Source organism: Streptomyces sp. NBC_01232, from assembly GCF_035989885.1.
Classification (GTDB): Bacteria; Actinomycetota; Actinomycetes; order Streptomycetales; family Streptomycetaceae; genus Streptomyces.
The window spans coordinates 189,577-210,990 of the sequence record NZ_CP108518.1 but is presented as its reverse complement, the minus strand read 5'-3'; the positions used below and the strand labels follow the sequence as shown (position 1 = coordinate 210,990).

Genomic DNA, 21,414 nt, shown 5'->3' with positions numbered 1-21,414 from the left:
CCGACGCGGCGGAGCCGGTCGCGGACAAGTGCGGGACGGTCAGCAGTGGTTGACCGCCACGGGGTGGTTCTCGTGCGGGCCGTATCCCGCGAAGGTGGCGGTCGTGGCGGCGGCGACCTCCCGGCAGGGCGAACTGCTGCCGTCCTGGTAGAGGACCTGGAGGCCGCGGGTGTCGCCGCAGCCGTTGAAGACCGAGGTGTAGCGCCAGGTCTCGGACCAGGTGACGCACGTGGGCGCGATGCCGGAGGCCGGCGTGCCGGGTGTGCGCCGGAACGTGTCCCGGGTGGTGAGGGCGGTGTCGGGCCGGGGCCGGAAGCTGCGGTCCGGCCCGGCCTCCCAGGTGATCGTTCCGTCGGCCCCCTTCACCAGGTACTTGTACGCGACGGACGAGCCGGAGCCCACGAGGGCCTCGGCGTCCCATGCGGGATAGCCGTGCGCGTCGAGCGGCAGCGCGCGGGCCGGATCCCAGGATCCGAGGGCCGGATCGCTGCCGACGGCGAAGACCTGGTCGCCCCAGCCGGTGGTGGTCGTGACCTGGAACCGGACGGGTGACGTCGAGGGCGTGTCCGCCGCGGAGGACGGCGAGGCCAAGGGGAGGAGTGCGGCGGCCAGGGCGACCACGATGACACCGGCGCGTCTGCTCTTCGGTCCCTGCATGGGGAGTTGGTCCCTTCGGTCGGAGTGCGGTGGGTGGCAGCAGCCTATCCACTTCTGCAAGTTCTTGCGGCAACTTGCAGAAATCTTCCAGCCGTTCGCAGATCCGACCTGGATCCCGGTCGCCCCGAACGGCGTCGGGCCCGGACCCGCGGGTGCGGGTCCGGGCCCGACGGCTGCGTCGACGGGGGCCGGGGCGGGTGCGCGGCTACTTCACCGAGCCCGCCATCACGCCCTGGACGAAGTGCCGTTGGAAGGCGAAGAAGACGATCAGCGGGACCACCAGGGACAGGAAGGCCCCCGGGGCCAGGACGCCGATGTTGCTGCCGAACTGCCGCATCTGGGACTGCAGGGAGACCGTGAGCGGCTGGGACTCGCTGTCGGCGAAGAGCAGCGCCACCAGCATGTCGTTCCACACCCACAGGAACTGGAAGATGGCCAGGCTCGCGATCGCCGGGCGGCCGAGCGGCAGCACCAGCCGGGAGAAGATCCGCCACTCGCTGCCGCCGTCCATCCGGGCGGCCTCGAGCATCTCTCGCGGAATCTCGGCGAAGTAGTTGCGCAGCAGGAAGATCGCGAACGGCAGTCCATAGGCGACGTGGAAGAGGACGACGCCCGCGACCGTGCCGAACAGCCCCACCGCGCCGAAGAGTTTGGCCACGGGCAGCAGCCCGATCTGCACGGGTACGACCAGCAGTCCGACGACCACCAGGAAGACGGCGTCCCGGCCGGGGAACTCCAGCCACGCGAAGGCGTATCCGGCGAGGGCCGCGATGGCCACCACCAGGACGGTGGTGGGTACGGAGATCAGGACGGTGTTCCCGAAGGCCGCGGCGATGCCCGAATCCTTCAGGAGGGCGCCGTAGTTGTCCAGGGACAGCTGGGCCGGGTCGGTGAGAGCGGTCCACCAGCCGTCCGAGGCGTTGTCGCCCTCGGAGCGCATGGAGGAGATGAGCAGGCCCGCGAGCGGGGTGATCCATACGAGGGCGACCAGGATCAGCGCGCCCTGGACGAGGGAGTTGCTGAGCAGGCGCGACAGCCGCCCCCCGCCGCGGCGGCCGGGCCGGGGAGGCGTGGCCGCCGGGCCGGCGACGGGGCGGACCGCCGACGGCCGCCGCGGCGGCCGGCGCTCGATGGTGCTGGGGCCGCTCATGATCCGCTCCTTCGGAAACGCCGGATGTTGAAGACCATCGCCGGGACGACCAGCAGGAGGAGCACCACGCTGAGCGCGCTGCCGAGCCCCTGGTCGTTGCCGCCGCCGAAGGAGACCAGCCACATACGGGTGGCCAGCACGTTCGCCTCCTCCTGGACCGGTCCGGGCGCGATGATGTAGACGAGGTCGAAGACCTTCATCACGTTGATCACCAGGGTCACGAAGACGACGGTGAGCACCGGAGCGAGCAGCGGCACAGTGATCTTGCGGAAGATCTGGCCCTCGGAGGCGCCGTCCATGCGCGCGGCCTCCAGCGCGTCCCGGGGGATGGCGGCGAGGCCGGCGCCGATGAGGACCATCGCGAAGCCGGTCCACACCCACAGGTAGGCGCCGATGATGGCCGGTGTCACCAGCGCCGGACCGAGCCAGTTCACGCCCTGGTACGGGGCCTCGAAGTTGGCCGCGGGCAGCCGGACGGTGTAGTCGCCGTCGGCCAGCCCCGTGAAGCGGAACGATCCGTCGTCGGCCGTGACGGCGGTCGCGGCCACCCGTCCGCCGTCCCGGACCGCCTCGACCGTCATACCGGGCAGCCCGTTCTCGCCCGGGTCGACCTTGCCCGGCGTACCGGCGCCGCCGGGGGCGAAGTCGAGGTAGACGACGCCCCCGATCGCGTCCGCGACCGGAGCAGCGGTGGCCGCGGCCTTCGCTGCGGCGGGCATCGAGCCGGGTGCCACCCCTATGAACCCGAGACTGACCGAACTGCCGGGACGCAGCGTCCCCTCGGTGCTGTACGGGCCGCCCGCGCTCCCGGTCACGCCCTGGCCCTCCCGGGCCCGGGCCGTCGGGAAGGCGGCCGAGTCCTCGAAGCTGTCGTGGACGCCGACGACGGCGGCATTGAGCACGCCCCGGTCCGGGTCCTGGTCGTAGGCGAGCCGGAAGATGATGCCCGCGGCCAGGAACGACACGGCCATCGGGAGGAAGAGCACCAGCTTGAACGCGGTCGCCCAGCGCACCTTCTCGGTGAGCACGGCGAGCATCAGACCGAGTCCGGTCAGCAGCGTCGGGGCGACGACGACCCAGAGCGCGCTGTTGCGGATCGCCTTGAGGGTGGCCGGATCCTGCACGATCGCCGCGTAGTTCCCGGCGCCCACGAAACGGGTGCCGTCGGCGTCGAAGAGGCTGCGGCCGAAGGAGAAGAGGACCGGATAGACGACCAGCGCGCCGAGCAGCAGCAGGGCCGGGAGGACGAAGACGACCGCGAGGCGGCGCTTCCTCCGCTGGGCCCGGCGCCGCCCGTCGGCGATGTCGCCGCGGGCGGCGGTCAGGGTGTCAGCCATGAGAGTCGCCTCAGTTCCCGTAGGCCTTGGCGGCCTCGGCCTCGAGCTTCGCGGCCGTGCCCTGCGGGTCCGACGGGTCGCGCAGGAAGTCCTGGAGCAGCTTCCACTCGCCCGCTCCCTTGGTCCCGCCGAACGCGGCCGGGGCCTGGTCGGACATGTCGAAGCGGATCGAGTCGCCCGCCGCTATCAGCGAGTTGGCGGTGCTGCGGGTGATGTCGTCGCCGTACGAGGCGATGTCGACCTGGTTGTTCGGCGACAGGAAGCCGCCGGCCCGGGCCCAGACCTCCGCCGCCTCGGAGCCGGCCAGGTACTCGAGCAGCTTCATGCCGGCCTTGCTGTTCTTTCCGTCCTTGAGGACGACGGCCGCGTCGCCGCCGCTGACGACCGGCGGCCTGCCGCCCTCGACCGAGGGGAACGGGAAGAACTTGGCGTCCGTGCCGAGCTTCTTGCCGAACTGGTCCTTGGCGACGCCGCCGACGAAGTCGCCCTCGTAGACCATGCCCGCCTTGGGCTCGGGGCCGAAGACCTGTGCGACGGAGGAGGGGAAGTCCGTCCCGAGCGCCGCCTGGGCACCGCCCGCGACGAGCTGCTTGTCCTTGAACAGCTCTCCGAGGGTGGTCAGCGCCCTGACGACGCTCTCGTCGGTCCACTTGAGCTTGTGCTGGGCGAGCTGGTCGTACTTCTCCGGCCCGGCCTGGGAGAGGTAGATGTTCTCGAACCAGTCGGTGAGGGTCCAGCCGTCCTCGCCGGCTATGGCGAAGGCCGGGCGGCCGGAGTCGGCGAGGGTGCGGCCGGCCTTGAGCATGTCGGTGTAGCTCTTGGGCTCGTTGACGCCGGCCTGGGCAAAGGCCTCCGGGGCGTACCAGACCGTCGACTTGTGGGCGGCCTTGAAGTAGAGGCCGTAGTACGTGCCGTCGACGGTGCCGTAGTTCTTCCACACGGGGGCGAGGGTGGAGCCGGCCGTGCGGGTGGTCTGGTCGGAAAGGGGCTGGAGCCAGCCCTCCTTGGCGAACTGCTGGAGCACGCCCACCTGGGGAACCATCACCACGTCGGGCGCGTTGCCGCCTTCGATCTTGCTTCCGACGAAGGTGGAGACGTTGTCGCCGGAGGGCACGAAGACCGTCTTGGCACCGGTCTTCTCGGTGAACGCGTCCAGGACCTTCTTGAAGTTCTTCTGCTCGCTGCCGGTCCAGACGCCGGCCACGGTCACGGTCTGGCCGCTCAGTTCGCCGCCGCTCGCCGGTCCGGTGGCGTTGCCGCAGGCGGTGGCGCCGAGGGCGAGGGCGAAGGCCGCCGATGCGGTGGCCGCGGTACGTCGGGTCGCCTTGCTGGGTCGTCGCATGAGAGGGGTCCTTTCGTGGAGGTCAGGTGCCCCGGGGGGCGGGCCCTGACCGCACTGGGAAGCGGAACGGGGAGAACCGGTGGGTCAGGCGCCGGGGATCTGGGCAGGGGCAGGGGCAAGGACCGGGGCAGGGGCCGGGCAGTCGGCCGTCCACCAGGCGGCGGTCGCCGCGGGCAGGACACCGTCGGGGCAGGGACCGCTGGCGAGCAGCGCCGTCCCGGGTACCGGGGCGGGTACCGGCTCGGTGCCGAAGTTGACCGCGCAGACCAGGCCGTCGCCGCGGACCATCGCCAGTACCTGGGCGGGAGCGTCCAGCCAGCGCAGGGCGCCGTCGCCGAGCTGCGGCAGGGTGCGCCGCAGCTGTAGGCCGTCGCGGTAGAGGTGCCAGAAGGAACGCGTGTCGGCCAGCGCGCGGTCGGTGGCGTGCTCGGCGAACCACTCGGGCTGTGGCAGCCACGGCTTGGCGCCGGCCGCGTCCCCGGTGAAGCCGAACGGGGAGGCGTGCCCGGACCAGGGCAGGGGCACGCGGCAGCCGTCCCGGACGTGCTTGCGGCTGCCCGTGCGCAGGAAGATCGGGTCGGTGAGGACCTCGTCGGGCAGGTCGAGGACCTCGGGCAGTCCGAGTTCCTCGCCCTGGTAGACGTAGGCGGCGCCGGGCAGCGCGAGCATCAGCAGGGCCGCGGCGCGGGCGCGGGCGGCTCCCAGTCCGCTGCCTTCCACCCCGGGCTCGCCCGCGTACCGGGTGACCGTGCGGACCTGGTCGTGGTTGTTGAGGACCCAGGTGACGGTGGAGCCGGTGCCGGCGATGTCGCGCACCGCTTCGGTGATCGTCGCGCGGAAGGCGTCCGCGTCCCAGGGTGCGCTGAGCAGGTCGAAGAAGAAGGCCTGGTGCAGTTCGTCGGGGCGGACGTACTCGGCGTGCTCGCGTGCGGTGGGCACGGACACCTCGCCGACCAGCAGCCGCTCGTGACCGTCCCGGGCGGTGTACTCCTCGCAGACCGAGCGCCAGCGCCGCCACACGTCGTGGACCTCGGGCCGGTTCCAGGCCAGCTGGTTGACGGCGTCGCGGGCCCGCTCGTCCGCTCCGGGGTCGTCGGAGTCGGGCAGCGCGGGGTGCTTGAACAGTCCGGCGGCGACGTCGATGCGGAAACCGTCGACCCCGCGGTCCAGCCAGAACCGCAGCACCTGCTCGAAGTCGTCCCCCACGGCGGGGTCGCGCCAGTTCAGGTCCGGCTGCTCGGGAGTGAAGAGGTGCAGGTACCACTCACCGGGGGTGCCGTCGGGCTCGGTGATCCGGCTCCAGGCGGGTCCGCCGAACATGGCGCGCCAGTTGTTGGGGGGCTCCGTCCCGTCCGGGCCGCGGCCGGGTGCGAAGTGGAACCGCGAGCGCGCTGCGCTGCCGGGTCCCGAGGCGAGCGCGTCCCGGAACCACGGGTGCTCGCTGGAGCAGTGGTTGGGGACGATGTCGAGCAGGAGCTTGAGCCCGAGCCGGCGGGCGTCGGCCACCAGCCGGTCGAACTCGGCGAGGTCGCCGTAGACGGGGTCGACCCCGCAGTAGTCGGCGACGTCGTAGCCGTGGTCGTGCTGCGGCGACGGGTAGAAGGGGCTGAGCCAGATGCCGTCGACCCCGAGCTTGCGCAGGTAGGGGAGTCCGGTCCGGACGCCGGCCAGGTCGCCGATGCCGTCCCCGGTGCTGTCGAGGAAGCTGCGGACATAGACCTGGTAGATCACCGCGTCACGCCACCAGGGGGCAGGGGCGGGAGCGGCGGGGGAGAGGTGGCCGGTGGCGGCCGGAAGGGTGCTGAGCATCTCGCGTCGACCTGTCTGCTGAATGCGAGAGCGCTCCGGATCGGTGCGCTGTTATGCATGCATGTTAAGTAGCAGCGACCGGAAGGTGTCAACGATGTGTCCAGAAACAGCGCAAAGCTGGGATGGTTTGTGCATGAATGCCCGCATGCATGAAGAAGGGTCTCTACTTAACATGTAAGTAGAAACCCTTGGGGAGTGAAGATGTCGACGAGCGGAGAAACGGCAGGGCTCAGCGCCCGAGGAGCGCGATCAGCCCTTGCGGGAGATGGCCCCGAGTTCGCGCGCGAGCCGCGCCGTCGCCTCCTCGGGCGTCTGGCGCAGCGCCATCACGTCCTGCGCCACCGCCTGCACGGCGAGGCTCACCTGGTCGTAGCGCGCACTCTTGGGGCGCGGCACCGCCGACAGCACGCTCTGGCGGAGCGTGGGCAGGTACGGATACGCCCGGACCAGCTCGGGATCCTCGTACAGCGCGGCGCGCACCGGCGGCAGCGAGCCCTTGGTGAGCACCTGCCGCTGGACCCGTTCACTGGTCAGGTAGGAGATCAGATCGGCCGCCGACGCGGGATGCCGCGCATGGCTGCTCACGGCGAGGTTGGACCCGCCCAGCACGCTGGTGCCGGGCCCGTCGGCTCCGGGCAGCGGCACGGCGCCGAACCTGCCCGCGATCTTCGACCCCGCGTCGCTCGCGTCCGCGTACACGTAGGGCCAGTTCCGCAGGAAGAGCAGCCGGCCGTCCTGGAAGGCCCGCCGCGACTCCTCCTCCTTGTACCCGAGCGCCTCGCGGGGGATCCAGCCCTCGCGCACACCGTCCGCGAGGAACCGCAGCCCGGCGCGCGCCGCGTCGGAGTCCACGCTCACGCGGGCGCCGTCGTCGCGCAGGATCGACCCGCCCGCCGAGTGCACGGCCTCGGTGACATTGACGGTGAGCCCCTCGTACGGCAGGAACTGGCCGGCATAGCCGTCCAGCCCGTACTCCGGAGCGATCGTGCGGGCCTGGCGGGCCAGCTCGTCCCAAGTGCGCGGCGGCTCCTCGCCCTCCCGCTCCAGGATGTCCTTGCGGTAGTAGAGCAGTCCCGCATTGGTGACGTACGGGACCGCGTACAGCCGCCCGTCGAAAGTCGCGGTGTCGACGACCGGCCGCAGGAACGCGTCCAGGGGGAACCGGTCACGCCGCAGCGGGGAGATCCACCCGGCCGCCGCGAACTCCGACGTCCAGGCGACGTCGATGTTCAGCACGTCGAACCGGTCACGGCCCGAACGCAGTTCGCTGATCATCTGGGCCCGCGTCTCGTCCGCCGAGTCGGGCAGCTCGACGAGCGTCACGCGCTCGTCGGGATGGGCCTCGTTCCAGTCGTCGAGGAGCGGCGGGAGGTAGTCCGTCAGATCGCCCGCCGTGACGAGCGTCAGAGGACCGCGGTCACCGGCACCGGAGGCCGTCCCCGCGTCGGCGCGGACGCCGAAACCGGTGTAACCCGCCAGTACGACCGCTCCCACCAGGAGAGCTCTACCCGCGGCACGCATCCACCGCATAGATTCCTCCCAGTGCACGATCCGGCTGCGCCGCCGACCATCGTGGCCTATATATACCCGTTAGGCATGGGCGATACTAGACGCCCAGGCAGACGAGACGGACAGCGGCGCAACTCGGCCCGCTGCCGAGTGAACCGTTGACTACGGAGCGGGAAGGAGGGGGAGCGAGTGCGGCTGGCGCTCCTTGCGCTCCTCACCCGTAGCCCTGCGCACGGTTACGAGCTGAAGCAGGACCTTGAGAAGCTCCTGGGCGCCGCGTACCCTCAGCCCAACGTCGGCCAGATCTACGTCACCCTCGGCCGGCTGGAGAAGAGCGGCCTGATCGAGGGCGAGGACGTCGAGCAGGCGGGCCGGCCCAACAAGCGCACGTACCGGCTGACGGACGCCGGACGCGAGGCCGTACTGGCCTGGTTCGAGGAGACCGCCGAGGAGCCCCGGGTACGGGACGAGTTCTTCATGAAGATCGCGCTCGCACCGCAGTCGGGTCTGGCAGATCCGGTCGCACTGATCAACAAGCAGCGGCGGCAGTACCTCAACACGATGCGGGACCTGTCCAAGCTGGCCGCGGCGGAGGACCGCGACAACAAGATCTCCCAACTGCTGATCGAGGGCGCCATGCTGCACCTGCAGGCCGACCTCGACTGGCTCGAACGCTGCCAGGAGGAGCTGGAATGAGCGACGACGCCACCACCGCCGCTCCTGGCGTGCCCGCCGACCCGGTCGCCCCCGCCGAGCCCATCGTGCGCGCAGAGGGCCTGACCAAGACCCACCACGGCGAGGGCGTGCCGGTGCACGCCGTACGCGGGGTCGACCTGTCCGTCCAGCCGGGCGAGTTCGTCGCGATCACCGGGCCTTCGGGAGCCGGCAAGTCCACGCTGCTGCACCTGATGGGCGGCCTCCAGCGCCCCGACAGCGGAAAGCTGTGGCTCGGCGGAGAACGCGTCGACGAGTACCGGGAAGCCCGCTGGGCGGTCCTGCGGCGCCGCAGCATCGGCGTCGTCTTCCAGTTCTTCAACCTGGTCTCGAACCTCACCGTCGCCGACAACGTCGAACTGCCCGCCCTGCTCGCCGGCGCCTCCCCGAAGGCCGCCCGCGCCTCGCGTGCCGAACTGCTCGCCGAACTCGGCCTCGAAGGCCGCGAGCGGTCGATGCCCGGCGAACTGTCCGGCGGCGAGCAGCAGCGGGTCGCGCTCGCCCGAGCCCTGGTCAACCACCCCGCGCTGCTGCTCGCCGACGAACCGGCCGGCAGTCTCGACAGCAAGGGCACCCGCGAGGTGCTGCGCCTGCTCTCCCGCTTCCACCAGCGCGGCCAGACGATCATGATGGTCACCCATGACGCCCGGATGGCCAGCGCCGCCGACCGCGTCATCAGCTTCTTCGACGGGCGCATAGCCGACGACGCGCAGCTCGGCGGCGGACGACGCACACCGGCCCGCGGCGTCTCCGGCGTCCTGGAGCTGGAACCGGAACCGAAGGAGTGACCGTGCGGGCCACCCTGCGCTGGGCGCACGCCGACTTCCGCGCACACCGCGGCGAAGCCCTCTTCGTCGTCCTGGCCAGCGCCGGGATCATCGCCTCGCTCCTGCTCGCCGGCGCACTGTTCAGCTACGCCGCCAACCCCTGGCAGCGCGTCTTCAACCAGTCCCACGGCGCACACATCTGGCTGCACACCCGCGCCGGGGCCGACACGGCCGCCCTGTCCCGCATGGACGGGGTCGCAGCCGTCTCCGGCCCCTACCGCACGGCGGCGACGACGGTCGAGTCCCGTGGCGCCCGGGTCGGAGTGTCGCTCCGCGCGGCCGAGGCAGCACCCCCGGAGACCGGGAGGCCACTGCTCACCGCAGGAAGCTGGCTCTCCGGACCCGACGACGACACCGACACCGACACCGACACCGGCACCGGCACCGGCGGCGGAGCCGCCGTCGTACTGGAGGCCTCGGTCGCACGGGCACTCTGGGCGGAGCCGGGCGACACCGTACGGGTCACCGGCCCGGACGGCGCCCCGCACGCACTCCGGGTGCGCGGGATCGCCGAGGTGGCCGAGCCCCGCTACCACCCGGGCGGCGGGCCCGGCATCGGCTGGATCCTCGCCGACACCCTCGACGGGATCGCCCACGGCGAGACCGGGCAGAGCGTGGGCCTGCGCCTGCAGGATCCGGACGACACCGACTTCGCCGTCCAGCGCGCCGTGACCGTCCTCGGCGCCGACCGCGTCGCCCAGGTCACCAAGTGGCAGCAGGCACGGGCGGAGGCGGGCGGCGACGACCGGCTGCTCGGCCAGATGTTCGCCGTCTTCGGGCTCGGCGCACTGCTCGCGGCGGCGCTCGCCGCCGCCGGAGCGATCGGTGCCCGGGTACGCGGCCAGCTCAGGGACATCGCGATCCTCAAGGCGGTCGGCTTCACCCCCGGCCAGGTGACCCGCGGCTTCCTCGTACAGCACCTGGCCTTCGCACTCCTCGGCGTCGCCCTCGGCACCGCGGCGATCGCGCTGCTGGGCGCCCGGATACCCGGGCGGATCGGCGAGGCCGCGGCCGTGTGGCAGGACCTGCCCGGCCACACCGCGCTCATGATCGGCGTCCCCTGCGGCGCCGTACTGCTCATTGCGGCCGCCACCGGACTCTCGGCCTGGCGGGCCGGACGGGTCCCGCCGGTGCCGGTGGCCCGGGCGGCGCTGCCGACCGCCGCGCCGATGACCGCGCTCGGCCGGCGGGCCCTCGGGGTACGCGTGGCTCCCGCCCTCGTACTGGGCTGGCGCGCGGCGTTCCCGCGGCGCGGCCGGACGCTCCTGCCCGTGGCCCGGCTCGCACTCCCGCTGGTCCTCATCACGGTCGCGCTCGTCGCCTGGTCGACGCTGGACCAGTTCCGCAGCCGGCCCGCGCAGATGGGACTGGCCGCGGCACTGACCGTACGGTCCGGGCAGCCCGCGGCGTCCACCGAGGCGGACCTGGCGCAGGCCCTCGCGGCGATCCCGGACATCGCCACGGTCCACCCGGGCGCCGAGATGGCGGCGCTCGTGCCCGGACAGACCGGAACGATCACCCTCCGGGGGCTGGGCACGGCCCGGGACCCGTACCCCTCCAAGGTCGTGGAAGGACGCGCGGTCAGCGGTCCGGACGAGGCGGTGGCCGGGCAGGGACTGCTCGACCTCCTCGGAGTGCGGGTCGGCGCGTGGGTGCGGATGACCGTCGAGGGACGGCCGCAGATCCTGCACGTCGTCGGCCGCACCATCGAACCCGAATCGGGCGGCCGGGTGATCACCACGACCATCGACGCACTGCGCGAGCGCGATCCGGGGCTGCGTGCCGACTACCACGCTCTGGTACTGCGCGAGGGCGCGGATCCCCGGGCGGTCGGCGCCGCGCTCGCCGGGGTGGACGGCGGAGCGCTGGAGGTCCGGGAGACACCGAACCCCGTCGACCGGCTGGAGCCGGCGCGCGGAGTGATCGCCGCACTCATCGCGGTCCTGGCCCTGATCGGGCTGATCGAGCTGCTGACGCTGATCAGTACAGGCGTACGGGACCGGGGTCGGGACCTGCTCGCGCTGAAGGCGATCGGACTGACACCGCGCCAGATCGGCTCGATGATCGTGACGGCCGCCGGACTGACCGCGCTGGCAGCCGCCGTCGTGGGCACGACGGTGGGAGTGCTGTCCGGCAGCTGGCTGGTCGACACCCAGGGCGCATCAAGCGGAATCGGTGCCGGAATTGCTCAGCTGCCGCCATGGCCCGTGCTGTTGACAGTGATCGTCGGAGCGGTGCTGGGCGCGCTGGCGGCGGCCGCGCTGCCGGCGACACGGGCGGCGCGGCGCAGGCTGGCGGACTCGCTGAGCGAGACCCTCTGAACCTCCGCGAGGAGGCCCGTTCCTGGAGGTCTCAGGCCGGTCCCTGGCCGCCCGGCCTGTCCCCGTCCGGTCGCGGCGCGTCCCGGGGTGGTCCCGATGCGGCCGGCCTCACGGGCGCCGGGCGGTGCGCAGACGGCGCAGGGTGCGACGGCCGCGCTCGACGACCTCGGGGTCGTGGTGGCTGTGGCCGTACGCGATGCCGGCGACCGAGTCGAAGGCGGCCTCGCAGTCCAGGCGGACCACCTCGGTGGGCGTGAGCGGCCGTCCGTACCCGCCGAGGAAGGCGGCACGGAGCTCGGGCCGGCCGGCCCAGGTGTCGCTCAGACGGACCATGTCCCTGGTGCGGGTGGCGTACTCGGACCGCTCGAAGTCGAACAGCCGCACTTCGCCGTCGTCGGCGAGGAGGACGTTTCGGTACTGCAGGTCCCCGTGCGTGGGTACGAGTTCGGGCCGCGGGAGCCCGTCGTACGTGCGGGCGGCGGCGAGGACCAGCTCCTCGTCCCCGTCGGCCAGGTGGGGCCGGGCCGCCTCCAGGTGACGCAGGACCTTGTCCGAGGCCGGGTCGGGCGAGACCGGCTGGTCCGGCTCGTCCGGCGTGCAGTGGTGCAGGGCGGCGGCGAGGCGGCCCAGCTCCCGCTGGACGAGGACCTCGACCGCCGGGTCCAGCACCATGCCGTGCGGGGACCGCCCCGCCAGCGCGGTGATGACGACGGCCTGCGTCGCCGTGTCGGCCGCGACGAGGCGGGGAGCGTGGTGCCCGAGCGCCGGCGCCCACATCCGGTAGGCGGCCACCTCCCGGGTGTGGAAGCCCACCGCGCGGTGCCGCTTGAGGTACCAGGTGCCACCACCGGAGCCGGTGATGCGCCAGACCCGGCTGCCGGGGCGCGCCCACGAGACGTCGACCGCCTCCGTGATCGGGCCGACGGTCCGGTCGGCGAACTCCCGCAACAGGCAAGGCAGTTCCATTGCGTCCGCGGACGGCCCGGCCAGCAGGCGGGTGGGGTCGACCGCGTCCGGGGCGAACTCGATGAGATCGCCGGGCTGCTGGAAGTGCACGGCGGCGGGCAGGCCCGCGCGGTAGGCGTCCAGGCCGGCCCGGCAGTACGCCACCATCGGCTCCGCCAGGGCGCCGAGCGGGTACCAGCCCATGCCGTCGCACCGGTCCGGCTCCCTGACCCGGGGCAGGCCCGACCAGCGCCGTACCTCGAAGAACACCCCGATCCGCGATCCGGTACCCCGGGGAGGGCGGTGGTGGACGGTGACCGCGGCGGTCACGTCCTCGACCGCGATGAGGACACCGGTCTCCTCCCGGGCCTCCCGGATCACCGCCGCGACCATGTCCTCACCCGGGTCGAGGTGCCCGGAGGGCAGATGCCACAGGCCGGTGGCGTACACGGGCCCGGCCCGCCGCGACAGCAGCACCTCCGGGCCGGTCAGGCTGTCGCGGCGCAGGATGAGGTGCACGTCGACCGGCACGGTGTGCCGGGCGGAGCCGCTCACCGGGAGGATCCCACGGACGGCCGCGGAAGGGCCTGTGCGGGCGTACCGGTGCGGCACTTGCACGCGAGCACGTCGATCGCTTTCCCCCCGCCCGGGTGGTGTCGGTCCGGCAACAACCGCCCTACCCAAGCCCACTGCGCGTCATTCGCCCGGATCTCCGGCCCTGCGCCCCGCTGCGCCGGTGCGGCGAGGCGGGGCGGGGCGCAGGGCCGGAGATCCGGGCTGAGCACGGGAATCCAGAAATGCCTAGGGCTGCGGCGGGCGGTCCTCGGGCGGCTTGGTGGATCCCAGCTGCTCGTTGATCCTCTGCTGCGCCGTGTCGACCTGGCTCTGGTACTTGTTACCGGTCTTCGCGTCGAAGGCGTCGCCGGCCTTCTCGACGCCTTGCCGGGCTGTGTCCTCGTGGCCCTTGATCAGGCCCTTGAGCTTGTCGAGCATCGACATCTTGGCCTCCTCGCGGATGCTGGCGCATCCAGCATCCCGGCATCCGCCAGGGTCCGCATCTTCTGCTGCCGGTGGCCGTCGGGAGGAGGGTTGCAGCGGGGTACTTTCGAGCCCCCACCCAAGGTTGCGTACCCCGGAGCGGGCCGCCTCGTTGCGCCCCACCGGCCACGCGTCCGACCGGCGGTAGGGTGCGGCCCGTGTCCGAGCACCAGCGTGATCTCATCGGCTACGGCGCCGAGCCCCCGCACGCCGCATGGCCCGGCGGCGCACGTGTTGCCGTCAGCCTCGTCCTCAACTACGAGGAGGGCGGTGAGCAGAACGTCCTGGAGGGCGATCCCGCCTCCGAGGGATTCCTCCACGAGCTCGTCGGCGCACCGCCCGTGAGCGGCGGGCGCGACCTGAACGTCGAGTCGCTGTTCGCCTACGGCTCGCGGGCCGGCTTCTGGCGCGTCCACCGCACGCTCGCGGCTCACGGTGCGCCGCTCACCGTCTACGCCGTCGCGCAGGCGCTGGAACGCAACCCGGGCGCCGCACGGGCGATGGGCGCCGCCGGCTGGGAGGTCGCGAGCCACAGCCGGCGCTGGATCGACTACCGCCATGTCCCCGAGGACATCGAGCGCGCCGACATCGCGCGCTCGATCGCGACGATCGAGCGGCTCGTCGGCCGCCGGCCCGTCGGCTGGTACACCGGTCGCACGAGCCTCAGTACCCGCCGCCTCGTCGCCGAGGAGGGCGGTTTCCTCTACGACTCCGACGACTACTCGGACGACCTGCCGTTCTACGTCGAGGCGGCGGGCCGGCCGCACCTCGTGGTGCCGTACAGCCTCGACGCGAACGACTTCAAGTTCCTGATCGTCCACGGCTTCACGACCGCCGACGACATGCTCACCTACCTCATCGATACGTTCGACGCGCTGCACGCCGAGGGCGCCGACCGCCCGCGCATGATGAGCGTCGGCCTGCACTGCCGGATCATCGGCCGGCCCGGCCGCATCCGCGCCCTCGACGGATTCCTGAAGCACGTCGCGCAGCGCGGCGGGGCGTGGGTCACCACGCGCGAACGGATCGCGCGCCACTGGCTCACCACGCACCCGGCGCCGCGCTGACGGCGCCCACGGCCGGGCCGGCCGTGGGCGCCGGAGGACCGCGAAGGAGAACACCGCACCCCGACACGCCGGTGTGGCCCGAACCGGAACCGGTTCGGGCCACACCGGCGACCGGTTCTCGCCTCTCCCGGACCGCCCTCACCGCGCCGGACGCATAATGCCGCAATGAACAGCAACCACGTGGTTTTCGACTGCGGACTGCCGATCGAGGACAGGATCAGGGAGCTCGTCCGGCTGTGGACCCGGGACGGGCGCGGTCCCGACCACCTCCTCACCGGCGAGGCGTTCTTCGCCGTGTACTCCTGGCACCTCAAATACTGGACGGACCACGACATCGCGTGGGCGGAGTTCGTCGCCGCGTCCTACGACGCCCTCGGCGGCCGCGCCGGCTGGGAGGCCATGCTCCGGGAGCGGGTGGAGTGCGGTGGCTGCGCGGACCGCTACCGCATGGAGAACATCGGCCTGTGCACCGGCTGCATGGGATACACCTGCTACTCCTGCGGCCCCCACAGCTCGTGCACGGGCGAGACCCTCTGAACCCGCGCCGGCACACTGCCGGGCCGCTCCGACCGCTCTGACCGGCCCTGATGTGCGATCGCCTCTGCCCGGACTTCAGGCGCTGCGCGGGCTGTCCCGTACCTGCCATGTGCACCGACCACTCCGGGACGTGAACGCGGTCGCACCGATCGGCTGCCGGTGATCGGTGCGACCCGCCGCCCGAGCCGGCGCCGCCCGGCGGTCGGACGGTCCCGGCGGAGGGGCTACACCGCGTACCGGTCCGGCGCGAAGAGGGCGGGGTTCGCCGCGATCCAGTCCGACGTGCGGCGCAGGCCCTCCTCCAGGCCGACGCGGGGCCGCCAGCCAGCCCACTCGCGGGCCCGGGAGTTGTCCGACAACAGGCGCTGGACCTCGCTCCCCGACGGACGCAGCCGGGTCGGGTCCGCCACCACCGCCGCATCCCGCCCCGAGGCCGCGATCAGGGCCTCGGCGAGCGCGCCGACGGAGATCTCCTCGCCGGTGCCGAGGTTGACGGTCTCACCCAGTGCCCGGTCGCAGTCCGCCACCGCCAGGAAGCCCTCCGCCGTATCCGTCACGTACGTGAAGTCCCGGGTCGGGGTGAGCGAGCCGAGGCGGATCTCCCGGGACCCCGCGTGCAGCTGGGCCAGGATCGTCGGGATGACCGCGCGTGCCGACTGGCGCGGCCCGTACGTGTTGAAGGGGCGTACCACCGTCACCGGGAGTTCGAAGGCATGGTGGAAGGAGAGCGCCATCATGTCCGCGCCGATCTTCGACGCCGAGTACGGGGACTGCGGCTGCAGCGGGTGGCTCTCGGAGATGGGCGCGGTCAGCGCCGTCCCGTACACCTCGCTGGTCGAGGTGTGCACGAGCCGGCGGACCCCGTGCCGACGGCAGGCCTCCGCCACGTTCTGCGTCCCGGTCACGTTCGTCTGCACGTACGCGCCCGGCGAGGCGTAGCTGTACGGAATGCCGATCAGCGCCGCCAGGTGGAAGACGGTGTCGCAGCCGGCCACCGCGTCACTGACCCGGCCCGCGTCGCGGACGTCGCCCGCCCACATCTCCACCGGGCCGTCCGGGTCGGCGAGGTAGCGCGCCAGGTGACCCTTCTCGGCGTACGGCTTGTAGTGGACGAAGGCACGCACCCGCGCGCCCCGCGACACCAGCAGGTCCACCAGCGTCGAGCCGATGAAGCCCTCGGCGCCGGTGACGAGGACGGTGCGGTCGGTCCAGCTGTTCATATGCGCTCCAGGTGAGGGGCAGGGGAGGGGACGACACCGGCGACGCGGAGGACCTCCGCGGCCAGCAGTTCGGCGGCCCGCGCGTGCGGGCCGGGTTCGGCGGCGCCGGCCATCGCCGCCAGTCGGGCCGGATCGGCCAGCAGCGGCCCGATGAGGCCGGCGAGGCGTTCCGCGGTGGTCTCGTTGTCGGGCAGCAGCAGTCCCGCGCCCGCGTCGGACAGCACCCGCGCGTTGTGCGTCTGGTGGTCGCCGGGCGCGTACGGGTACGGCACCAGGACCGACGGGACACCGGTGGCCGCCAGCTCGGCGACGGTCGCCGAGCCCGCCCGGCACACCACCAGGTCGGCGGCCGCGTAGACGAGGTCCATCCGGTCCAGGTACGGCACGGCCCGGGCGATCCGCTGCCCGCCGGACGCCGCGAGGTCGGCCACCGTGTCGACGAGCGCGGCCGGGCCGGTCTTGACCAGCAGCTGTACGTCGTCCCGGTACTGCCAGAGCCCGGCCAGCGCGGCCGCCGCCCGGGTGAGGCGTACGGCGCCCAGGCTGCCGCCGTTGAAGACGACCAGCCGCCGCCCCGCGGGGACGCCGAGCGCGCGCCGGGCCTCGGCGCGCAGCGCCACCCGGGCCGGCCCGGGCAGCTCGGCGAGGCCGGACAGGGCCGCGGAGATCGGCATCCCCGTGGTCAGCGCCCGGTCACCACCCGAGAGGTGGCCCCGGCTGCGGTCGAAGGCCACCGCGACGTGCGGGGTGAGGCGGGCCGCGAACTGGTTGGCCCGGCCGGGCACCGCGTTGGACTCGTGGATCACGGCCGGCAGCCCGGCCAGCCGCGCCCCGAGGACGGCGGGGGCGCTGGGATAGCCGCCCATGCCCACGACCGCGTGGGCGCCCTGCCCCCGGATCACCGAGCGGGCCTGGTGCGCCGAACGCAGCAGCGCCGCGGGCAGCAGGTAGCGCTTCGCGCCCAGCGCGGGATCGAAGGGGATCATGTCGACGGTGTGCAGGCGGTAGCCGGCGCCGGGGATCAGCTCGGTCTCCAGGCCCCGCTCGGTCCCGATGAACGAGACCACGGCGCCCGGCACGGCGGCGCGGAGCGCCTCCGCGAGGGCGAGGCCGGGATAGATGTGGCCGCCGGTGCCGCCCGCACCGATCACGACGGACAGTGCCGCGGGTGTGTGTGGTGTGGTCATGGCCGCACACTCCCGGTGCGCCCTAAGAACGTTCTAAGAGGTTCTCTCAGAAGCCTTTGGCAGGCTTTGCCCCATGAGCTCCACGGACAGCACAGGCAGCGCGGACAGCACAAGCAGCACCGGCGGCACGGGCAGCATGAACCAGGCAGGCGCCGCACTCCACGCGGGCCACACCGGCCACAGGGACAGCCGTCGCATCCTCGTCGTCGACGACGAGCCCGAGGTGCGGGCGGCCGTAGAGGACGGGCTGGCGGTCGAGGGGTACGAGGTCCGGGGCGCCGCGGACGGCTTGGCGGCCCTCTCCCAGGTGGCGGCCTGGGAGCCCGACGCGGTCGTCCTCGACGTCATGATGCCCGTGCTCGACGGGCTCGCCGTCTGCCGGCAGCTGCGCGCGATGGGCGACCGTACGCCCGTCCTCGTCCTGACCGCGCTCGACTCCGTCAGCGAGCGCGTCGACGGACTGGAGGCGGGGGCCGACGACTACCTCGTCAAGCCGTTCGCCCTGGACGAGCTGGTCGCCCGCGTCCGGGCGCTGCTGCGGCGGGCCGCGCCCGGGCCCGCCGGCGCCGCCCCGCTCGGCTTCGCCGACCTCGTCCTCGACCCCGCGACCCGGACCGGGCGCCGGGGCGGACGGCCACTGGAGTTCAGCCGTACCGAAGCGGCCCTGCTCGAGCTGCTCCTACGCCACCCCGGCCAGGTGCTCCCGCGCGAGCTGATCCTGGAGCTGGTGTGGGGACGGGACTTCGGCCCGGACTCCAACTCCCTGGCCGTCTACGTCGGCTACCTGCGCCGGAAGCTGGAGGCCGGGGGAGAGCCCCGGCTGGTCCACACCGTCCACGGGGTCGGCTATCGGCTGGACGCGGCGTGAGCGGCGGCCGTCGGCGGCTCGGCCGGGTCTGGCGCAGGCGCCGTCCGCTGCGGACCCGGCTGGCGCTCTCCGTCACCGCCGCCGTGGCCCTCGTGGCCATCGGGGTGTGCGTGGCGGCGTACGTGGTGGTCCGGTCCGTGCTCTACCAGCAGCTCGACCTCAGCCTGACCCAGGCCGCGCGGCTCGCCGCCCAGCGCGACCCGGGCGCCGCACCCGGCATCCTGGCCGGAGAGTGCCGCTTCCTGGCGGCTCCCGCCTGCGCGGAAGTGGTCCCCGCCGACCCGGCCAAGGACCCCGCGACGCCGGGACAGCTACCCGTGGACCCGGCCGCGCGGAAGGTCGCAGCGGGCACGAAGGCCCCGTACTACACGAACATCACGGTGGCCGGATTCCCCGCACGCATGCTCACCACCGACTACGCCCAGGGGCGGGCGCTGCAGGTCGCCCTGCGGGCGGACACGGTCGAGGACGGCATCGAGGAGGCCTCCCAATGGCTCGTGCTGACGGCGGCGGCCGGCGTGCTGCTCGCCGCACTCCTCGGGCACTGGGTCTCACGGACCGGCCTGGCCCCCGTCACCCGGCTCACGGCGACGGCCGAGCGGATCGCCGCCACCCGTGACCCCCGGCACCGGATCGAACTGCCGCCACCGGGGCGGGAGGACGAGATCACCCGGCTCGCCACAAGCTTCAACACCATGCTGGGGGAGCTCGAACAGTCGGTCACCGCACAGCGCCGACTGGTCGCGGACGCCTCGCACGAACTGCGCACCCCGCTGACGGCGCTGCGGACCAACGCCGAACTGCTGGCACGGGCGGACAGGCTCACACCGGACCAGCGCGAACGGGCCTCCGCCGCGCTGGGGCGCCAGCTGCGGGAGGTGACGGGGCTCGTGAACGACCTGATCGAGCTGGCACGCGACGAGGAACCGCAGCCGCTGGTGGAACAGGTACGGCTGGGCGCGCTGGTGGAGCACTGCGCACAGGCCGCACGGACGCACTGGCCGTCCGTGCCCTTCCACGTACGGGTGCCGCCGGAGCCGGTCGTGGTGCCGGGGGTGCCGGCGCGGCTCAGCCGACTGCTGGGGAACCTGCTGGACAACGCGGCCAAATTCAGCGGGGGAGGGCTGCCCGTCGAGGTGGAGCTCGTGGCGGGCCTACCGGGCCGGGGGCCGGAACTGACGGTGCGCGACCACGGGCCGGGGATCTCGGCGCAGGATCTGCCGCACGTCTTCGACCGGTTCTACCGCGCCGGGGCGGCCCGCGCCCTGCCGGGGTCCGGTCTGGGCCTGGCCATGGCACGGCAGATCGCACGGGCGCACGCCGCCGAACTGATGGCGGAGGCCGCCCCGGGCGGGGGCGCTCTGTTCCGGCTGACGTTCTGAACGCGCCCCGGGCGGCCGCCCGGAACCCGCCGGGCCGCCCGCTACGGGCCGCCCGCTACGGGGCGGGCGCTACGGGGTGGGCGCTACGGGGTGGGCGCGGCGGGGAAGCGGTCCCACACCTGGTGCCCGGCGAGCAGGGCGGCCAGGGCCTTCGTGGCGGAGGCCGGGGTTGACTCTTCGTACCGCGGCTACTTCGTGCGGCCGGTCACCGTCCTCGTGGGCCTCTGCCTCAGGTGGTGAGGCGGTTGGCGCCGTTCGGGTGAGCGGCGGTGCTGCTGCGGTCGAACCAGTAGTCCCCGGCCGCGAGGTAGCGGGAGGACGGGTCGGTCACGGCCCTGAGGTCGTCCGGCCGGTACGTGACCCCGTGAGGTCCGGGCTGCCGGTCGCCCGGGCCCGCGGCCACCTGGCCGGGCCGGTGCGGTACGTCGGTCGGCAGCGCGAACGCGACCTTGACCTCGGGCTGATCCTTACGACGATCGCGTTCGAGCACAGCGAAACTCCAGTCCGGAACGGGAGATACGGGGTCGCATCAGGATGACCCAGAGGCGTGCAGCACGCAGGTCGATCAACCAACCGACCAACCGTCCGCCTGCCTGACCGCACCCTCATTTCCGGAGGCGCGCTCAGTCCGGACACTGGATCCTGTACAGGAAGCCGTCGATGTCCCAGGAGTCGGACTCGGACCCGCGGGCCACCAACCCGTAGGACTGCTCAAGGAAGCAGCTCACCTGAGCAGAGTCGACGATCAGCACGGCTGACTCGTATCCGGTCAGGGTGTCCCCCCACAGCTCCATGACCAGGGTGTGATGTCCGCCCGTCGAGCGGGGTCGGAGGGCGATGGCGCCTTCTCCCACCGGGCGGCACACGCCCTCGGCCAGCATGTCCCGCTCGAAGTGCCACCGGGTGGGACGCCCGGCGTCAAGCATGAAGTCGAACCGGACCGCGTACGGGTCGGATGTGTCGTACACGGCACGCGTCGGTACCGGCAGGAGGCAGCCGGCGAGGTCGAGGTGCGTCGAGATCGTGTCGGAGAGAGAGGACAGCAAGGAGACCTCCACGAGGCAAAAGGTGACCGGCCGCGCGTACCCGCCGAACGCGCCTGGCAATCTGCGCCACCCGTGTGAATCCTGACCCGGTGAGGCGGCTGGGGCGGGACCGGGACAGTGATCCGGGGCTCGCGAAGGGCACTTCAGGCCTCTAAGGGCGCGGCGCCGTCGAGGGAAGCCCGGTACGGACCCGGTCGCACAGGGGACTCGGGTCAAGGGCGTCGCGGGGCTGCGGGGCCGGTCCCGGGCCCGTCCGGCGTCTGCCACGAGTCCTGCCGGGCCCGTGCCGCCCGACTCTGCTCCGACGGCTGCGCACCGGGATCCTTGCGGGTCGCGGCGCGGCGGCTGCCGTACCAGAAGGCGCTGACCAGGAGTGCGGCCACCACCACGCCGGCCATGATCAGGAAGAGGGACGAGGAACCGGAAGCCGCGAGCGGCAGGGAAGCGATCATGGGGTG

The 21,414-nt window shown here is 72.8% G+C and carries 20 protein-coding genes; 7 read left to right on the top strand and 13 right to left on the bottom strand.

Annotated elements, in window-relative coordinates; translation table 11 throughout:
- Positions 1 to 39: 39 nt before the first annotated feature.
- The 6 genes from OG444_RS00985 to OG444_RS00960 form a co-directional block, all read right to left on the bottom strand.
- A complete protein-coding gene (locus OG444_RS00985) occupies positions 40 to 657 on the bottom strand; it encodes a carbohydrate-binding module family 20 domain-containing protein (RefSeq protein WP_327260227.1) in 618 nt (205 codons plus the stop codon).
- A 205-nt stretch (positions 658 to 862) separates the two neighbouring features.
- Positions 863 to 1,807, bottom strand: coding sequence for a carbohydrate ABC transporter permease (locus OG444_RS00980; RefSeq protein ID WP_327260226.1), 945 nt, complete (start codon positions 1,805 to 1,807; stop codon positions 863 to 865).
- A complete protein-coding gene (locus OG444_RS00975) occupies positions 1,804 to 3,144 on the bottom strand; it encodes an ABC transporter permease (RefSeq protein ID WP_327260225.1) in 1,341 nt (446 codons plus the stop codon). Before OG444_RS00975 ends, OG444_RS00980 begins: the two co-directional genes overlap by 4 nt.
- Positions 3,145 to 3,154: 10 nt before the next feature.
- Positions 3,155 to 4,486 carry an ABC transporter substrate-binding protein gene (locus tag OG444_RS00970; RefSeq protein WP_327260224.1) on the bottom strand — a complete coding sequence of 444 codons (1,332 nt, stop codon included), beginning with the start codon at positions 4,484 to 4,486 and terminating at the stop codon, positions 3,155 to 3,157.
- Between the two features lie 84 nt (positions 4,487 to 4,570).
- The gene (locus OG444_RS00965; RefSeq protein ID WP_327260223.1) at positions 4,571 to 6,295 is read right to left on the bottom strand and encodes a glycoside hydrolase family 13 protein; all 1,725 of its coding nucleotides are present in this window, start codon (positions 6,293 to 6,295) and stop codon (positions 4,571 to 4,573) included.
- A 249-nt stretch (positions 6,296 to 6,544) separates the two neighbouring features.
- Complete coding sequence (locus OG444_RS00960) at positions 6,545 to 7,825, bottom strand: ABC transporter substrate-binding protein (protein WP_327260222.1); 1,281 nt, start codon at positions 7,823 to 7,825, stop codon at positions 6,545 to 6,547.
- Positions 7,826 to 7,993: 168 nt separating this feature from the next.
- Here OG444_RS00960 and OG444_RS00955 point away from each other — a divergent pair, with 168 nt between their 5' ends.
- The 3 genes from OG444_RS00955 to OG444_RS00945 are packed head-to-tail and all read left to right on the top strand — an operon-like array spanning position 7,994 to position 11,666.
- The gene (locus OG444_RS00955) at positions 7,994 to 8,500 is read left to right on the top strand and encodes a PadR family transcriptional regulator (RefSeq protein ID WP_327260221.1); all 507 of its coding nucleotides are present in this window, start codon (positions 7,994 to 7,996) and stop codon (positions 8,498 to 8,500) included.
- Entirely contained in the window at positions 8,497 to 9,306 is an 810-nt protein-coding gene (locus OG444_RS00950) for an ABC transporter ATP-binding protein (RefSeq protein WP_327260220.1), read from the top strand. Before OG444_RS00955 ends, OG444_RS00950 begins: the two co-directional genes overlap by 4 nt.
- A 2-nt stretch (positions 9,307 to 9,308) precedes the next feature.
- Positions 9,309 to 11,666 carry an ABC transporter permease gene (locus tag OG444_RS00945; RefSeq protein WP_327260219.1) on the top strand — a complete coding sequence of 786 codons (2,358 nt, stop codon included), beginning with the start codon at positions 9,309 to 9,311 and terminating at the stop codon, positions 11,664 to 11,666.
- A gap of 108 nt (positions 11,667 to 11,774) precedes the next feature.
- Here OG444_RS00945 and OG444_RS00940 read toward each other — a convergent pair whose 3' ends face one another.
- Together OG444_RS00940 and OG444_RS00935 are read right to left on the bottom strand one after the other, a co-directional pair.
- Entirely contained in the window at positions 11,775 to 13,166 is a 1,392-nt protein-coding gene (locus OG444_RS00940) for an NUDIX domain-containing protein (protein ID WP_327260218.1), read from the bottom strand.
- Between the two features lie 246 nt (positions 13,167 to 13,412).
- On the bottom strand, positions 13,413 to 13,610 hold the full coding sequence (locus OG444_RS00935; RefSeq protein WP_327260217.1) for an antitoxin: 198 nt from the start codon (positions 13,608 to 13,610) through the stop codon (positions 13,413 to 13,415).
- Between the two features lie 197 nt (positions 13,611 to 13,807).
- On the opposite strand from OG444_RS00935, the gene puuE reads away from it, so the two are divergent.
- Together puuE and OG444_RS00925 are read left to right on the top strand one after the other, a co-directional pair.
- Positions 13,808 to 14,716 carry an allantoinase PuuE gene (gene puuE, locus OG444_RS00930; protein ID WP_327260216.1) on the top strand — a complete coding sequence of 303 codons (909 nt, stop codon included), beginning with the start codon at positions 13,808 to 13,810 and terminating at the stop codon, positions 14,714 to 14,716.
- 165 nt (positions 14,717 to 14,881) lie between these two features.
- Positions 14,882 to 15,253, top strand: a complete 372-nt coding sequence (locus OG444_RS00925) for a hypothetical protein (RefSeq protein WP_327260215.1) — start codon at positions 14,882 to 14,884, stop codon at positions 15,251 to 15,253.
- Between the two features lie 224 nt (positions 15,254 to 15,477).
- On the opposite strand, the gene OG444_RS00920 is transcribed toward OG444_RS00925, so the two are convergent.
- Both OG444_RS00920 and OG444_RS00915 read right to left on the bottom strand, forming a co-directional pair.
- Positions 15,478 to 16,473 (bottom strand): SDR family NAD(P)-dependent oxidoreductase, encoded by a 996-nt coding sequence (locus OG444_RS00920; protein ID WP_327260214.1) that lies wholly within the window; start codon positions 16,471 to 16,473, stop codon positions 15,478 to 15,480.
- Complete coding sequence (locus tag OG444_RS00915) at positions 16,470 to 17,660, bottom strand: UDP-N-acetylglucosamine--N-acetylmuramyl-(pentapeptide) pyrophosphoryl-undecaprenol N-acetylglucosamine transferase (RefSeq protein ID WP_327260213.1); 1,191 nt, start codon at positions 17,658 to 17,660, stop codon at positions 16,470 to 16,472. Before OG444_RS00915 ends, OG444_RS00920 begins: the two co-directional genes overlap by 4 nt.
- A gap of 136 nt (positions 17,661 to 17,796) precedes the next feature.
- On the opposite strand from OG444_RS00915, the gene OG444_RS00910 reads away from it, so the two are divergent.
- On the top strand, positions 17,797 to 18,528 hold the full coding sequence (locus tag OG444_RS00910) for a response regulator transcription factor (RefSeq protein ID WP_327266623.1): 732 nt from the start codon (positions 17,797 to 17,799) through the stop codon (positions 18,526 to 18,528).
- The gene (locus OG444_RS00905) at positions 18,525 to 19,910 is read left to right on the top strand and encodes a sensor histidine kinase (protein ID WP_327260212.1); all 1,386 of its coding nucleotides are present in this window, start codon (positions 18,525 to 18,527) and stop codon (positions 19,908 to 19,910) included. Before OG444_RS00910 ends, OG444_RS00905 begins: the two co-directional genes overlap by 4 nt.
- A 229-nt stretch (positions 19,911 to 20,139) precedes the next feature.
- Here the strand turns inward: OG444_RS00905 and OG444_RS00900 are convergent, their stop codons facing one another.
- The 3 genes from OG444_RS00900 to OG444_RS00890 all read right to left on the bottom strand — a co-directional run bounded on the left by OG444_RS00900 (position 20,140) and on the right by OG444_RS00890 (position 21,408).
- Entirely contained in the window at positions 20,140 to 20,400 is a 261-nt protein-coding gene (locus OG444_RS00900; RefSeq protein WP_327260211.1) for a hypothetical protein, read from the bottom strand.
- Positions 20,401 to 20,533: 133 nt separating this feature from the next.
- Positions 20,534 to 20,968, bottom strand: a complete 435-nt coding sequence (locus OG444_RS00895; protein WP_327260210.1) for an SsgA family sporulation/cell division regulator — start codon at positions 20,966 to 20,968, stop codon at positions 20,534 to 20,536.
- A gap of 200 nt (positions 20,969 to 21,168) precedes the next feature.
- On the bottom strand, positions 21,169 to 21,408 hold the full coding sequence (locus OG444_RS00890; RefSeq protein WP_327260209.1) for a DUF6479 family protein: 240 nt from the start codon (positions 21,406 to 21,408) through the stop codon (positions 21,169 to 21,171).
- Positions 21,409 to 21,414: the final 6 nt, after the last annotated feature.